12 protein-coding genes and 1 tRNA gene are annotated in these 15,248 nt (G+C 66.6%); 5 read left to right on the top strand and 8 right to left on the bottom strand.

Annotation, left to right across the window (positions count from 1 at the left end; translation table 11 throughout):
* Window positions 1–32: 32 nt before the first annotated feature.
* The 5 genes from kasA to aceE form a co-directional block, all read right to left on the bottom strand.
* Window positions 33–1,283, bottom strand: a complete 1,251-nt coding sequence (kasA, locus tag DMB80_RS15290; RefSeq protein WP_111510629.1) for a 3-oxoacyl-ACP synthase KasA — start codon at window positions 1,281–1,283, stop codon at window positions 33–35.
* Complete coding sequence (gene acpM, locus DMB80_RS15285) at window positions 1,280–1,576, bottom strand: meromycolate extension acyl carrier protein AcpM (protein WP_111510628.1); 297 nt, start codon at window positions 1,574–1,576, stop codon at window positions 1,280–1,282. Before acpM ends, kasA begins: the two co-directional genes overlap by 4 nt.
* Before the next feature lie 70 nt (window positions 1,577–1,646).
* The gene (locus DMB80_RS15280; RefSeq protein ID WP_111510627.1) at window positions 1,647–2,570 is read right to left on the bottom strand and encodes an ACP S-malonyltransferase; all 924 of its coding nucleotides are present in this window, start codon (window positions 2,568–2,570) and stop codon (window positions 1,647–1,649) included.
* Window positions 2,571–2,713: 143 nt separating this feature from the next.
* Window positions 2,714–4,003 (bottom strand): PucR family transcriptional regulator, encoded by a 1,290-nt coding sequence (locus DMB80_RS15275; protein ID WP_111510626.1) that lies wholly within the window; start codon window positions 4,001–4,003, stop codon window positions 2,714–2,716.
* A gap of 100 nt (window positions 4,004–4,103) precedes the next feature.
* The gene (gene aceE / locus DMB80_RS15270) at window positions 4,104–6,893 is read right to left on the bottom strand and encodes a pyruvate dehydrogenase (acetyl-transferring), homodimeric type (RefSeq protein WP_048424047.1); all 2,790 of its coding nucleotides are present in this window, start codon (window positions 6,891–6,893) and stop codon (window positions 4,104–4,106) included.
* A gap of 176 nt (window positions 6,894–7,069) precedes the next feature.
* On the opposite strand from aceE, the gene DMB80_RS15265 reads away from it, so the two are divergent.
* From DMB80_RS15265 to DMB80_RS15250, 4 genes are all read left to right on the top strand, one after another.
* Window positions 7,070–7,648, top strand: coding sequence for a hypothetical protein (locus DMB80_RS15265; protein ID WP_111510625.1), 579 nt, complete (start codon window positions 7,070–7,072; stop codon window positions 7,646–7,648).
* Window positions 7,649–7,762: 114 nt separating this feature from the next.
* A complete protein-coding gene (locus DMB80_RS15260; RefSeq protein WP_046363400.1) occupies window positions 7,763–8,191 on the top strand; it encodes a DUF3052 domain-containing protein in 429 nt (142 codons plus the stop codon).
* Window positions 8,192–8,261: 70 nt separating this feature from the next.
* Window positions 8,262–8,723 (top strand): peroxiredoxin, encoded by a 462-nt coding sequence (locus tag DMB80_RS15255; protein WP_111510624.1) that lies wholly within the window; start codon window positions 8,262–8,264, stop codon window positions 8,721–8,723.
* Window positions 8,724–8,845: 122 nt separating this feature from the next.
* Window positions 8,846–8,920, top strand: a tRNA-Val gene (locus DMB80_RS15250).
* Window positions 8,921–9,897: 977 nt separating this feature from the next.
* Here the strand turns inward: DMB80_RS15250 and DMB80_RS15235 are convergent.
* From DMB80_RS15235 to DMB80_RS15225, 3 genes are all read right to left on the bottom strand, one after another.
* Window positions 9,898–11,664 carry an ATP-dependent nuclease gene (locus DMB80_RS15235; RefSeq protein ID WP_111510621.1) on the bottom strand — a complete coding sequence of 589 codons (1,767 nt, stop codon included), beginning with the start codon at window positions 11,662–11,664 and terminating at the stop codon, window positions 9,898–9,900.
* Between the two features lie 117 nt (window positions 11,665–11,781).
* A complete protein-coding gene (locus tag DMB80_RS15230) occupies window positions 11,782–13,188 on the bottom strand; it encodes a site-specific integrase (protein WP_111510620.1) in 1,407 nt (468 codons plus the stop codon).
* Between the two features lie 51 nt (window positions 13,189–13,239).
* A complete protein-coding gene (locus DMB80_RS15225; protein WP_111510619.1) occupies window positions 13,240–13,668 on the bottom strand; it encodes a hypothetical protein in 429 nt (142 codons plus the stop codon).
* Between the two features lie 44 nt (window positions 13,669–13,712).
* Here DMB80_RS15225 and DMB80_RS15220 point away from each other — a divergent pair, with 44 nt between their 5' ends.
* Window positions 13,713–14,783 carry a hypothetical protein gene (locus tag DMB80_RS15220; RefSeq protein WP_111510618.1) on the top strand — a complete coding sequence of 357 codons (1,071 nt, stop codon included), beginning with the start codon at window positions 13,713–13,715 and terminating at the stop codon, window positions 14,781–14,783.
* Window positions 14,784–15,248 lie beyond the last annotated feature (465 nt).

Genomic DNA, 15,248 nt, shown 5'->3' with positions numbered 1-15,248 from the left:
AGACGCGTGTCCTCTCGGTGTCCCTGAACGGCCTAGTAGCGGCCGAAGGCCAGAGCCACATTGTGGCCGCCGAAACCGAACGAGTTGTTGATGGCGTACTGATAGTCGCCATACCGTGGCTCGCCCGCGACGACGTCGAGATCGATCTCCGGGTCCGGCGTCTCGTAGTTGAGCGTCGGAGGGATGACACCGTCACGCAGGGCCAGCACCGTCAGTGCCGACTCCAGCGCACCCACGGCGCCGATCGAGTGGCCCAGCGCCGACTTCGGCGCGTAGACCGCGGCGTGCTCCACTCCGGCGACACGGATGGCGTTGGCCTCGGCGGTATCGCCGATCGACGTCGACGTGGCGTGGGCGTTGACATGGTCGATGTCCTTGGGGGACAAGCCCGCCGTCTCCATCGCCCGCTTCATCGCCTGGCCGGCCCGCAGACCGTCCGCAGCCGGAGCCACCATGTGGAAGGCGTCGGACGTGATGCCGGCGCCCATGATCCGGGCCAGCGGCGTGGCGCCGCGGGCCTTGGCATGCTCCTCGGTCTCGAGGATCATCATCGCGCCGGCCTCACCGAAGACGAAGCCGTCCCGGTTCTTGTCGAACGGGCGCGACGCGGCTTCCGGATCGTCGTTACGGGTCGACATCGCGCGCATCATCGAGAACGCTGCGATGGGCAGTGCCTCGATCCCGCCTTCGACGCCACCGCAGACCGCGAAGTCTGCGTCGCCCATGACGATCTGACGCCATGCGTGGGCGATGGCCTCCGAACCCGAAGAACAGGCCGAGACCGGGGTGATGACCCCGGCACGCGCCCCGAGCTCCAGGCCGACGACCGCGGCCGCACCGTTGGGCATGATCATCTGCACCGCGAGCGGCGACACCTTGCGGATGCCGCCCTCGTTCATCAGGTCATAGGTTTCGACGATCTTCTCGCCGCCACCGATGCCGGTGCCGATCACCACTGCGAACCGGTCTGGGTCAACATCGGGCTTGCCCGCGTTTTCCCAGAGCCGGCCGCTCAGCAGTTTGCCCATGCGCTGGACATACGACATGCGCCGCAGATCCAGTCGGGTCATGTGCTCGTCGACGGGATCGACCAGGTGGCCACCGATGCGAACCGGCAGGTCCCACTTGGTGACGAAGTCGTCCGTGAGCTCGTGAATACCGCTCTGACCGGCGAGCAGTCCCTTCCACGTGCCCTCGGCGTCGGCCGCAATCGAGGTCGTAGCTTCTACAGCGGTAACCACGACATTGGGGAAACCGCCGTTAGCAGTGGAAGGCCGGGTCATTCGCCCGCGAACTTCTCGCGCAGGGCGGCAGCAGCCTCGGGGTTCTCTTCCTCGAGCTTCTGGATGTAGGCGACGACGTCACCGACGGTGCGCAGACCGGCGAGGTCTTCGTCGGGGATCTTCACGCCGTACTTGTCCTCGGTCTGCACGGCGATCTCGACCATCGACAGCGAGTCGATGTCCAGGTCGTCGACGAAGCTCTTCTCCGGGGTCACTTCAGACGGCTCGATGCCGGTCACTTCTTCGATGATCTCGGCGAGACCGGAGATGATTTCTTCCTGAGAGGCGGGCACTGTGGCTCCTTCTATTTATCGGGTGTTACCTGGGGTGAAACGTCTTCTTGTGCGTCGCGCAGTCGTGGGCTCAGACGGCACGCAGTGCTTCTGCCAATCCGTCGAGATCGGCCGGGGTCTTGATGGGGTGGGTCGGGGTGCCCTTGAGTTCGCGCTTGGCGATTCCGGACAGCGTGCCCGCGGGCGGGAACTCCACGAGTGCGTTCACGCCGAGCTCGCGCATGGTGGCGGTGCACAGATCCCAGCGCACGGGGCGCGTCATCTGGGCGACCAGCTTGGTCATCGCGTCGTGCGCCGAGGCGACCGGCCGGCCGTCGGCGTTGGACAGCAGGGTCACCGACGGCTCCACCGGGGTGATCCGGTCCGCGACGACGGTGTACTCTGCCAGCGCGGGCTCCATGTAGCGCGTGTGGAACGCGCCGGCGGTGGCCAGCGGGCGGACCCGGGCGCGGGCCGGCGGGTCTTCGGCGAGCTTCTCCAGCGCGGCGGTAGCGCCGGCGGCGACGATCTGCCCGGCGGCGTTGCGGTTGGCCGCAACCAGGTCGAGGGCCTCGAGCCGGGCGAGCACCTCGGCCTGGTCGCCACCCAGCAGGGCCGACATCCCGGTCGGTTCCACGGCGCACGCCTTGGCCATCTCGCGGCCGCGGGTCGCGGCCAGGGACACGGCCTCATCGGCGGTGATGACTCCCGCGATCGCATATGCCGCGATCTCACCGACCGAGTGTCCGGCGGCAACGATCTGCTCGTCGCCGGTCAGCACGTCGCGGCGCGTCAGCTCCTCGTAGGCCAGCAACGTGGCGGCGACGACGAGGGGCTGGGTCACCGCGGTGTCGGTGATCTCCTGCGCGTCTGCGGTGGTGCCCAGGCGGGCGAGGTCCAGGCCGCTGATCTCCGACCACGCTGCGATGCGCGCCGACGCACCCGGCAGCTCCAGCCACTCGGCGAGCATGCCGGGAGTCTGGGAGCCCTGTCCGGGCGCGAGGAATGCAAGCACAGTCTTGTCAGGCACGTCTTTAAGAAAACATTGTGAAGACGGTTTTGCGCCGTGTAAGAGACTATGAACTCTTTCTTAGGTTTTTGTGGACTGCCCACAAATCCGCATGTGATGGGACGTCATCGAGACCCAAGCGCAACGTGTCACCTCGGCGGACGTGCGCTCGGTGTGATGGAGGCAACAGCGTCGACCTGGCTGGATCCTGACGACGACGAGGTGCTGGACTGGCCCTGACGTCGCAATCGGCCGACCGTCGAGGCGACGCGCAGCACATAGGCGTCTCGTGGAACGGTGGCGTCACGACCGGTGAAATCGCCGATTCGTTTGAGCCGGTAACGCACCGTATTTGGATGAACGAACAATTTGCGAGCGCACGCTTCGATCGCGCCCCCGGAGTCCAGGTAGGCGTCCAGCGTCTCCATCAGCGTGGGACCGGCATCGGCCAGCGGCCGCATCACCTCCGCTTCCAGGGCGGCCGCGGCGCTGGCGTCACCCAGCAGTGCGCGCTCGGGCAGCAGTTCGCGTGCCGCCACCGGCCTCGGCGCACCGGCCCACCCGGCGACGGCGTTCATCCCGGCGATGGCCTCGGTGGCGCTCAGATGTGCCGCACCCAGGGTGGGTGCCATCGGCCCCACCACCACGGGGCCGTCGCCGAAGACCGTCATCAGCTCCGCCAGGAACCGGTCGGTGTGCGACACCCCGCCGGACACCACGGTCACCAACCAGGTGCCGTGCACGTCGCACAGCGCGGCGCGACCGTTGCGGGCCGCGACGTCGTGCACGTCCTCGGCCGTCAGATCGAGCCGGTCGGCACGCGGCACGCCGACGATCACCGTCGCCGCCGCCGTGGCATCCCAATTCAGAGCCGCGGCCTGGGATTGCAGGTCGGGGCCGATGTCGCCGCGCACCACGGCGTCGATCAGGTTCGCCTCCATGCGGGTGTCCCACGCCCCGCGGGCCTCGGCCTGATCGGCGTAGGCAGTGGCCGCGGCGAACGCCAGGTCGCGGCTGTAGCGCAGGATGCCGGCGGTCAGCGCGGCCAACTGCTTGTCGTCGCGTGCGAGCAGCGGCACGACCTCCTCGAAGAACTCCATCGTCACCCGCACCATCTCCACCGACTGGCGCAACGCGATGCGACGGCGCAGATCCTGCGGCACCACCTCGAATGCCTGCGCCGTGTAGCTCACGTCGCTGTCGGGGTGGCGCATCCACTCGACGAAGTTCACCACCGCGGTCTGCACCACCAGCTGCACGCTGGCGCGCTGGGACGCCTCGAGCTCGGCGAAGAAGGGCAGTCGCTCACCCAGCGCCTGCACCGCTTCGGTGGCGAGCCGGCCCGAATACTGACTCAGCCGGCGTAGCACCGAGTCGGGGACGTTCTCCAGCACCTCGACGGTCGAGGGAGGCGGGATGAACCGATTGTTGTCGGCCATCCCTAAAACCTACGCCTCTGTTTGGAGGAGACCTCCAAACTGCTACGCGACTCGGTGTCTGATGTCGTCGGCTACGCGACTCGGTGTCTGATGTCGTCTGCTACGCGACTCCGGGGTCCGACGTCTGCTCCGGCGCCGCCATCACGTTGTCGATCTCGTACTTGCGCGCCGCCTCGACCGCCTTCTCCATGTCGATGTTGCCGTCGCGGGCCAGGCCCTCCAGCACCGCGACGGTGATCGACTCGGCATCGGTGTTGTAGTACCGCCGCGCCGCGGGCCGGGTGTCGGAGAAGCCGAACCCGTCGGTGCCCAACGTGATGTAGGTGCCGGGCACCCACGGCCGGATCTGCTCGGGAACCGCACGCATCCAGTCCGACACGGCCACCACCGGGCCTTCGGCGTCGGCGAGCGCCTGCGTCACGTACGGCGTGCCGGCGGGCCGGTCCGGATGGCGCAGCGCCTCCTTCTCGATGGCCACACCGTCGCGGTTGAGCTCACCCCAGCTGGTCACCGACCACACATCGGCCGCGACATCCCACTCCTCGGCGAGCATCTCGGCCGCCTTGAGCGCCGACGGCATACCGACGCCGGAGACCAGGATCTGGGCACGGTGACTCTTCTTCTCCGACGCCTCCTGGTAGCGGTAGATGCCGCGCAACAGACCCTCGACGTCGACGTTCTCCGGCTCGGCCGGCTGGACGTAGGGCTCGTTGTAGATCGTCATGTAGAAGTAGATGTTCTCCGGGTTCTCGCCGTACATGCGGTGCAGGCCGCTCTCGATGATGTAGGCGATCTCGTAGGCGAACGCGGGGTCGTACGCGACGACGGCGGGGTTGGTCGCTGCCAGCAGCAGCGAGTGGCCGTCGGCGTGCTGCAGACCTTCGCCGACCAGCGTGGTGCGCCCGGCCGTCGCCCCCAGCACGAAGCCGCGCGCCATCTGATCGGCCGCCGCCCACAGGCCGTCGCCGGTGCGCTGGAACCCGAACATCGAATAGAAGATGTAGATCGGGATCATCGGCTCGTTGTGGGTGGCATACGACGTGCCGACCGCGGTGAACGACGCCGTCGAACCCGCCTCGTTGATGCCCTCGTGCAGGATCTGGCCGACCTCGCTCTCCTTATAGGCGAGCATCAGTTCCGCGTCGACCGAGGTGTAGAGCTGGCCGTTGCGGTTGTAGATCTTGAGGCTGGGGAACCAGGAGTCCATCCCGAAGGTGCGCGCCTCGTCGGGGATGATCGGCACGATTCGCTTGCCGATCTCCTTGTCCCGCAACAGTTCCTTCAGCGTTCGGACCGTCGCCATCGTGGTGGCGACCTCCTGCTTGCCCGAGCCCTTCTTCAGCGCCTTGTAGGCGTCGCGGCCGGGCAGCGTGAGCGCCTTTGTCTTGGTGCGGCGTTCGGGCAGGGAACCGCCGAGGGCGCGGCGCCGGTCGAGCATGTAGCGGATCTCCGGTGCCTCCGGGCCGGGGTGGTAGTACGGCGGCAGGTAGGGATCGTTCTCCAGCTGCTCGTCGGAGATCGGGATGCGCTGAGCGTCGCGGAAATCCTTGAGGTCTTGCAGCGCAAGCTTTTTCATCTGGTGCGTGGCGTTGCGGCCCTCGAAGTGCTTGCCCAGCGTGTAGCCCTTGATGGTCTTGGCCAGGATGATTGTCGGCTGGCCCTTGTGCTCCATCGCGGCGTGGTAGGCCGCGTACACCTTGCGGTAGTCGTGGCCGCCGCGCTTGAGATTCCAGATCTCGCGGTCGGTCATCGGCTCGACCAGCGCCTTGGTCCGGGGGTCGCGGCCGAAGAAGTGGTCGCGTACGTAGCTGCCGTCGTTGGCCTTGTAGGTCTGGTAATCACCATCAGGCGTCGTGTTCATCAGATTCACCAGGGCGCCGTCGCGGTCGGCGTGCAGCAGCGCATCCCACTCGCGGCCCCACACCACCTTGATGACGTTCCAGCCGGCACCGCGGAAGAACGACTCGAGCTCCTGGATGATCTTGCCGTTGCCGCGCACCGGGCCGTCGAGGCGCTGCAGGTTGCAGTTCACGACGAACGTGAGGTTGTCCAGCGCCTCGTTCGCGGCGACCTGGATCAGCCCGCGGCTCTCCGGCTCGTCCATCTCGCCGTCACCGAGGAACGCCCACACGTGCTGGTTGGACGTGTCCTTGATGCCGCGGTCGTGCAGGTAGTGGTTGAAGCGGGCCTGGTAGATCGCGTTCATCGGACCGATGCCCATCGACACCGTGGGGAACTCCCAGAAGTCCGGCATCAGGCGCGGGTGCGGATAGGACGGCAGGCCGCCGCCGGCGTGGCTGTGCTCTTGGCGGAAGCCGTCGAGTTGGTCGGTGCTGAGTCGACCTTCCAGGAACGCACGCGCATAGATGCCCGGTGACGCGTGGCCCTGGATGAAGATCTGGTCGCCGCCGCCCGGGTGGGCCTTGCCGCGGAAGAAGTGGTTGAAGCCGACCTCGTAGAGGGCCGCCGATGATGCGTAGGTGGAGATGTGGCCGCCGACGCCGACGCCGGGCCGCTGCGCGCGGTGCACCATGATGGCGGCGTTCCAGCGGATCCACGCGCGATAGCGGCGCTCGACGTCCTCGTCGCCCGGGAACCACGGCTCGAGTTCGGTGGGAATGGTGTTGACGTAGTCGGTCGACGTCAGCGACGGGATGGCCACTCGCTGCTCCCCGGCGCGCTCGAGCAGGCGCAGCATCAGATACCGAGCGCGGGACGGGCCGGAGCGTTCGAGCAGATCGTCGAACGACTCCAGCCATTCGCTGGTCTCATCGGGGTCGATGTCGGGCAGATAGGACGCGACCCCCTCCCGGATGACACGAACACGATCGTGTTCGCCTGTGCTGCTGGAGTTTTGGGCCAGATCCTGGCGCACGAACTCGGTGGTCAACTGCCGCTCCTTGTCAGGCGGTGGAGCACACGCGGTCCGTCGAGTGGGTCTGCTCGCTTCGCGCCGTGCACGGTGGGTTACATCCTCGTACCATCCTGCCGCAAGTGCAGGGCCGCACGCGAACGGTTGCATTTAGTACACCCAGCCCAGCGGTTGGCCGGTAACGTCTGCAGACCGTGCGTATCGGTGGGCGACGGGCTGCGCCGTTGCGGCTGTCCGCCCTCGCCATCGGCAGCGCCGCGGCGCTGGCGATGATCGTCGTCGGCTGCACCAACGTCACCTCCGGTGAGCCGTCGGCCCCCCAGGGGGAGGCGCCGCTCTATCGGGCGTCGGTGTCGGCCTCGCTCCAGGAGTCCGCGGCGAGTTCGTCGGCGCGCGAGTCCGAGCGCCAGACGTCGATGACGACGCAGGCGGTGCACACGTCCTGTGAGGCGATGAGCACCAGCAGCGCCGATGCGATCGGTGCGGTCAACACCTACGTCGACGCGTTCAACACCGATCCTGCCGGTGCGGCGGGCAAAGGTCAGGCGGCGGTCGACGCGCTCAACCAGAGTGCTGACCTGGTCTCCGGCAGCTTCACCGACACGCTGCCCACGGAGCTGCGCGATGCGCTCAACGGGTGGGTCGACGCTGCTCGCGGGGTTGCGACCGCGATTGCAGGGAACTATGCGGCCGAGGAATTCAACGCAGCGATCGCGGCGCTGAACGACTCGAAGACCACCGCACTGGACCGCTGCGATGCGGCGTATCGGTGACGGCTCGACGTCGGATGTGCCCGGGCGGGTTGCCGTGACCCCCCGGCGTGCGACGATACTGGACAGACGTGGCACAGCGCACAGCGTGCCGACTAGGCGCAAGGAGGACTGACCGTGGTGTCGGCGGGTGACCCCCCGAACTACGCCCGCATGCTGGGCATCCAAAAAGATCAGGTTGTGCAGGAACTGGGCTGGGACTCCGACGTCGACGACGACATCCGCGCCGACATCGAAGACGAGTGCGGTGGTGAGCTCCTCGACGAGGACGCCGACGACGTGGTCGACGTCGTGTTGCTGTGGTGGCGCGACGACGACGGCGATCTGGTGGACAGGTTGATGGACGCCATCACGCCGCTGGCCGACGACGGCGTCGTCTGGGTGGTGACGCCGAAGACCGGCAAACCCGGCCACGTCCAGCCCGCCGAGATCGCCGAGTCCGCGCCGACGGCCGGGCTGATGCAGACCTCGTCGGCGAATCTGGGGGACTGGATCGCGAGCAGGCTGGTGCAACCGAAGGCAAAAGCGATCACGAAGCAGCGATGAGCGCTTGCGCGAAGAGCCGACAAAATCGATGAGCGCTTGCGCGAAGAGCCGACAAAAGCGATGAGCGCCGGTGCTCGCGGTCGGTGACCTCGCGCCGGACTTCACGCTCGCCGATCAGAACAACCAGCGGGTGACGCTGAGCGCGTTCCGTGGCGCCAAGAACGTGCTGCTGGTGTTCTTCCCGCTCGCGTTCACGGGGATCTGTCAGAAGGAACTCGACGAGATCCGCGATCATCTCGACGAGTTCGTGAACGAGACGACGGCGACGCTCGCGATCTCGGTGGGTCCGTCACCCACGCACAAGGTGTGGGCGACCCAGCGCGGTTTCACGTTCCCTGTGCTGTCGGACTTCTGGCCGCACGGCGCGGTGAGTCAGGCCTATCGCGTCTTCAACGACGCATCCGGTTTCTCGAACCGGGGCACGTTCGCCATCGATCGTGCCGGCGTGGTCCGCTTCGCAGACTGCAAGGAGCCGGGAGAGGCGCGCGATCAGGCGGTGTGGAGCGCGGCGTTGGCGGCTGTTAGCGACTGAGAGCGGAGCGCGCCGCTCGGTGGTGTGCACGCAGATCGCGATTGTGGGCGTCCGCACGCTCTAGACGCACACCAGCGCGGATTTCGGGTTCGTCGCCGTCGCCGATTATGCTGCCCGGGATCGGGCGCGTAGCTCAGTGGTAGAGCTCTGGTTTTACACACCAGCGGTCGGCGGTTCGAAACCGTCCGCGCCCACCAAAGTTATTGCAGGTCAGTGCCATACTCGGGAGCTACCGCGCACCGGATCGGGTGTTCGATAGCGGGTCAGTGTCCCGAGGTTGTCCCAAGCGCCAATCGCGTTGCATGTGCGGCCGCCGAAAGTTGTCGGACCCGGCAGATAGCCTCCGCGGTATGGATTGGATTGATCCCAACGGTTGGCCGCGCAATCGGTATACGGGCGTGGGCGGTGGTCTGTACACGGGTGTCGGGGGCGGGCTGTACACCGGCGTCGGTGGTGGTGCTTACACGGGCGTTGGTGGCGGTGCCTACACCGGAGTTGGCGGTGGTGCCTACACCGGCGTCGGGGGCGGTCTGTACACCGGAGTTGGCGGTGGTTGCTACACCGGTGTCGGGGGCGGTTTGTACACCGGCGTCGGCGGCGGTCTATACAGCGGGCCGGGGGGCGGGCTATTCAGTGGACCAGGCGGCGGCATCTATTCTGGCGTCGAGTCACGGCCGCCCCTGCGGAACTGGCCGCCGATCCCGTTGTTGCTTCAATACTTGAACCAGATCGGATATCGGCGTGAAGCTGCGTTGATTCGCGAGGCATATGGCATGTGAGCCGGGGTGTTTGGCCGGTATTTACTGTCGCCGAAAGCCGCAACCCGGGGTGTGAGCAAGCCCAGCTGCCCGCCGGTAGCTCGCGCTGAGCCCGCCAGATAGAAATTTTGCGGGCAACAGGTTAGTTGGAACGGTGTCGTGCCCTGTGAAATTGGTCATTGACACAGGTCAGAGCGTGCCGGACCCTAATATGACCCGCGAGGAACCGAGGAGGCGGCTGTGTCGATCCGTACGCACGTCCGTCACAGACGGGCTCCGGCCCCCAACGGGTGCCGGTGGTGCGGCCGCGAGGAGCGGTCCCACGGCCTTGAGTGGGCGGCCTCGGTCCGTTACCACAATTGGAGCGCGCCGACTAACGCACAACGTCGCGCCCGAATGGTTGCCCGACGCGTTCGCTAATACTCTGCGCGCGTAATCAACTCGTCAAACAACTCCCGTAGCTTCTCGGGAACTTCGTCAGGGGTGCGAAGTCCGACGGCGAGAGTGGTCATAATTTCAGGTTTGCCGCTTATTTCGACAGTGCTGTTTTCGCGGATCATTCGCTCTACCTGCGAACTGAATTTGCCTTCCCGGTGAGCAGAGAAGTCCGATGGTTCCCACGGACGATCATCTGTCCTGGGCCACGCGCCATTCGCGCAGGATGCCCACTGCTCATCTGTGAACGTGTCTTCAAACTCGCGAACGCCTACGGTCAGCACGTGGGTGTTGAGGCTGAGTCCGTTAGCCGCCAAACGTGGTTCCGAGAATATCTTGAGATCCCGTGAGTCCTCATCGACAACGATCAAGACATCTCTCCCGTGTGTGTGCAAATACTTCGCGAAACGAAGGGCACCGTCGTTGTTGTCGCACGGCCATATGGCTATTCCGCACGCCTGTAGATGCCGACGGGTTGCGAGCTTGAAAAGCACGGGGAGTGCTCTGCTCTCGGTTGGCCCCTCGACGCCCACAAACAACCGCTCATGCAACAGGACAGTGTTTCGAAGACCGAGTGAAGCAGCAATTGCGCCCAGATGAACACCGACTTCGGAGTCATCGGTGATTTGATCAGCGGTCGTTCGGCTGTCCACGTGCCGCAGGTGCACGACGTTGGAGATATCAACTCCATCAATGAGATTCATCGAGTGAGTTGCGACAACCGTGCGGACATTCGGAAGCTTTGCCTGCTCATCGAGCAGCTTCATAAAGCCGCGTTGGTTTCGGTAATCCAGATGAGTATCGGGCTCATCGTAGAGAAGCACGGTGTCCTCGCCCGATCCGCTAAGAAGATCGGCATTGAACTCCCAAACGGCCAGGGCGATTCGGCGCGACCTCCCCGTTCCAGACTGACCGAGGTGCACTTGCTCGCCGCGTTCGTTGACCGCGCTCACTTCGAGAGACTTGAGCCCGCTATCGAGTCGCACTACAGGGTGAATGTGGATTTCGCCGATGTCCCCGCATTTCTGCTTGATGTGCTCACGGAGCGCTTCGGCGTCCGAAACCACCCGATCTTGAAGCTGTTCTGTCAGATTCTTCAGATCGCCCTTGATGGTTTCGTCCTCGGTGTGAGCCGCGTAGGACGTCTTGAGGGTGGCGAGAATAGCCTCCTCGGGATTTTGTGTTGAAGTCGCATCAAAACGTTGCACTCGCGGCAACGCCCTCTTCAACTCGGTGTTTGCTGGCTTCCACGTGTCGTACTTATCGGCAGCGGGAACCAATTCCTCGAGTCGTGCGACCAACTCGGGTTTGAGACCGGTTTGGGACAGACCGAGCGTGCCGAGCCTGAACTTCAAGGTTTTGACGTCTTGTGCGCCGATATCCTGCAGTGCCTCATCAACCGGGACTGCCGCGAGGACCTCAAGAGCAGTGCCGCTCTCTCGGTAGACGCGGCGTATCCGTACCGGTGTTGGCAGCGACAGTTGCTCCTGTTCCTCGGGGCGAAGCTGGAATGTGCCTTCGACCACCGTCTCGGTGACACGCGTCGGGGTGCCGTCTGGACCCGGCGCTCCGTAGGTGCGATCACGGTCTGTGAGCTTGAGCCCGTCGAGTAGGAATGCGACGGCGTCGATAACCGCGCTCTTACCGGAATCGTTATGTCCCGCCAGAATCGTCGGCGATCCGACGCCGATCGTCAGATTCTCTTGGATCGAACGGAATCCTTGAATGGCAACTGAGTCCAGAAGCAAGCTATTTCCCCCATCTTGGCGTCACGACATTGCGCGAAGGCTCATTGTGCCCGAACCCTTAAGGGCGTCTCGCAACGCAGCGCCGGGCAAGCCCTGAAGAAGGGGTAAGCCGCTCCGCTATCCAAACAGCGCCGCGCCCGCCGCCCGCAACTCGGTGGCCTTGACGTGGGTGTAGATGCGCAACGCGACCTCGGGCGAGTGGCCGTGCCAGGCGGCCACCACCTGAGGGGTGTGGCCACGGTCCTGCATCAGCGACACCGACGTGTGGCGCAGTTCGTGCAGCGTGATGCGCCGCAGCCCAGCCCGCTTGCGCAGGCGATGGAACTCGTCGGTGTAGCCGTCCGGGCGCAGCGGGGTGCCGTCCTCGTACACCGCCACCAGCCGGTCCTCGGACCACCCGACGCCCAGCGCCATCGCCTCGGCGCGCTGGTGGGTTTTGAGGCTGCGCAGCGCTTCGGTCACGTCCGCCGGTAGCGGCAGTTCGCGGCGCGACCGGCGTGACTTGGGGTCACCCTCGACCACCGCACCGCCAACCGACACCCGGCCGCGCCGGACGGCCAACATACCGGTGTCGAGATTGACAGTGCTCCAACGCAATCCGAGCACTTCCGACCGGCGCAGCCCGTAGCAGGACAGCAACAGGCAGGCAAACAGGCGTTGATTGCGCACCGATTCGCGGAACCGCTCGGCCTCGGTCAGCGTCCACGACCGCACGGCGCCGTCGGCGTCGTCCGGCTCGGCGATGTCTCCGGCGGCGTCGGTGTCTCTCGGCCGGTCCACCAGGGCCACGACGTTTCGCGGCAGCACGCCTTGGGCGGTGTAGGACTGGACCACCGCGCCGAACGTGGTCAGGGTGGAGCGCACCGTCTGCGGGCTGAGGCCGCGTTTCTCGGCGGCGGCGACCTCGGGCGCGGCGGGGGCGTAGACACCACGGCGCAGCCGGGTCACCCGCCCGGTGGCCAGCAGTGCGGACAGCGAGGTGTGAACGTCGCCGGGCAGCGCGGCAGCGAGGTCGACGGCGGTGATGCCGTCGGGGTGCTCGGCCACCAGCGCGACCACTCGACCGGCCAGCGAGTCGGCGCGGTAGTGGCGGTGGTCGGTGCGTGCCGCCGTGAGCATCCACGCCACCAGGCCGTCCACGTCGGCCTTGGTGAGCGCCTGCAACTTGCGCCCACCGAGTTGGCGCACAACGGGTTTCAGGTCCATCTCGTAGCCGTACTTGGTCACCTGGCGGATGCCGCGCCGCCCGGCCAGCCACGCGTCGCACGCCTCGGCGACTGTGATGGCGGTGGGGCGGGTGTAGGTGCCCGCCGCCACCTCGGAGGTGATGCGGCGATACTCGCGGCGCGCCTCGGCCAGGGTGCGGTAGGTGAACCGTCGGCGGTCGCGGGTGCCGTCGGCCTTGGTGCCCACGTCGGCGCGGAACTCGTAGGTGGTCGCGCCATTGCTCGCGGTGCGCTTGCTGATCGGTTCGGCGCGGCGGCTGCGCTTGGCGGGCTGCGGGCCGGTCTCGGTGGTGGTCATATCGGGGTGGTCTCCTCGGTGCGTGGTTGTGGTCATCGGTGGTGGCGGTGGCTAGGTGGCAGTGGTATCCCGATGGCGTGGCGGCGGCCGTTTCGGTAGCGGCTCGCCGTCGAACCACCCCTCTGCCTTGGCCCGTTTGAGTAGTCGGTCCACCGTCTTGGTGCTGACGTGCAACTCGGCGGCCACGGTGGGGCGCACCGGCTGACCGAGGGCCAGTGCCCGCTCGGCGATGTGCGCCGCTTGATACACGCGCGGATCGTGGTTCTCGGGCTGCGTGTGGACCTCGGCGGTGTCGTCGGGGTAGCCGATCTGACCGCCGAGTCGTTCGATCCATTGCGCGGCGGTGACGGCCAGCCTGCGCACCGAGAACGCGCGCACAGCGGCGTAGTCCACCGCCGCCCCGTCGTCGGCCGTCAACGTCAGTTCGGTAAGGACGGGACCGGACCCCCGGCTCGTCGTCACTCGCACGACGTAAGTCACGGGGTGACCAACCAGGCGAATCGTCACCCGCTCGTCGGGCCGGCTTGCTCGCCTCGGGCATCCTGTCCGGCATCACCGGCCACGGCACCGACGGGCTGCTGATCGTGGACGATGCCGTCAAGAACATGATGGATGCCGATAGCCCGACCTTGCGCCGCCGGGTCGCCGAGGAGTTCCGCGCCACGCTCATGTCGCGCGTCGAGCCGGGAGCGTCGGTGGTCGTCGTCGGCACGCGGTGGCACCGCGAGGACCTGATAGGCACGCTCCTGGCCGAGGAGGGCGACCGCTGGCGGCTGGTGAGCATCCCGGCGGTGGCGGCCGACGGCGTGCCCGACTCACTGGGCCGCGCCCCTGGCGAGTGCATGGTGGGCGCGGTGGGCCGCACCGCTGCCGATTTCGCCGAACGCCGCCGCAGCCTCGGCGAGCGGGCGTGGTGGGCCGAGTTCATGGGTCTGCCCGCATCTCCCGAGGGCAACGTCATCCGTCAGGAATGGATTGACCAACACCGCCTCTCGGCCATGCCGTCGCGGCTGCTGCGCACGGTCGTCGGCATCGACCCGTGCGACAGCGGCCAGGGGGATGCAGCGGGCATCGTGGCCGCCAGCCTGACCGCCGAGGGTGCGGTCGTCGTCCACCGCGACATCAGCGCGCCCATGACCCCCGACCAGTGGGCTGAGGCGGCGGTGCGGCTGGCCACCGACACGGGGGCGACCGAGATCGCGGTGGAGTCGTTCGCCGCGCGCGAGGGGTACCTGTCGGTGGTGCGCACCGTCCTGGCCCGGCACAACCCGCCGCACCACATCATCGTGTCGGCCTGGCCGCCGCGTAGCAGCAGCGGCCGGGGTCGGGGAAACGCAATGCAGCGGTCGGCCAAGCTCGTTCAGGGGTTGGAGACGGGCACCACCCGCCTGGTCGGGTCGCTGCCCAATTGGGAGAACGCCGCCGTGAGTTGGCAGGGCGGCGAGCGCGACCACCAGGCCGACAACCTGGCGGCCACCGTCGTCGCCCACGACGTTCTGACCCACGGCGGACAGGTGTACACCGTCAACCCCGCCGACGTGGCCCGTCGTGCCCGCGCAGCGCCGCCCGCGTGGATGCGCCGCCGGATCGGTTAACCGTCTGCGGCACCCCGACCGGCCAGGGCGGCTCGAAGTGCTTCTCGCGCGTTGGTCGGCAAAGTCATGCGCGAGTTCACCGACGTTGGCGACGGCGACTGACGCCGTGCGACACGCCCAAGCGGGAGTTTGCTCAACCACTTATTTCGCCGTGCCCGTCGGGGTTGCGCGCCGAGACGTGGCGCGGAAGACTCTGGATGCCGACCTGGCCTTTTGCCGGCAAATTGTTAACGGCGTGTTAAATCTCGCAACATGACCCTGCAAAAACGATGCCGCCGAACCTATCGGGGTCACGTTCTCGCCCCGTCGGTTTCGGATAGCTTTGCTGCCAAAACTGGGGCTAGACATGCAGTTCAGAGCTACTATCCTGGATCTCGCATGGTTTGCTGGACTGGCCGGGGCGCTAGGAACTCCGTCAGTTCGACCGGCACGCCGTGTCCCGACCGAGCTATCGCCCGGCAGGGT

Origin of the sequence: Mycobacterium kyogaense, from assembly GCF_003254575.1 — a bacterium.
Taxonomy (GTDB): Bacteria; Actinomycetota; Actinomycetes; order Mycobacteriales; family Mycobacteriaceae; genus Mycobacterium; species Mycobacterium kyogaense.
The sequence above is the reverse complement of the archived record's forward strand: the minus strand, read 5'-3'. Positions and strand labels throughout refer to the sequence as shown.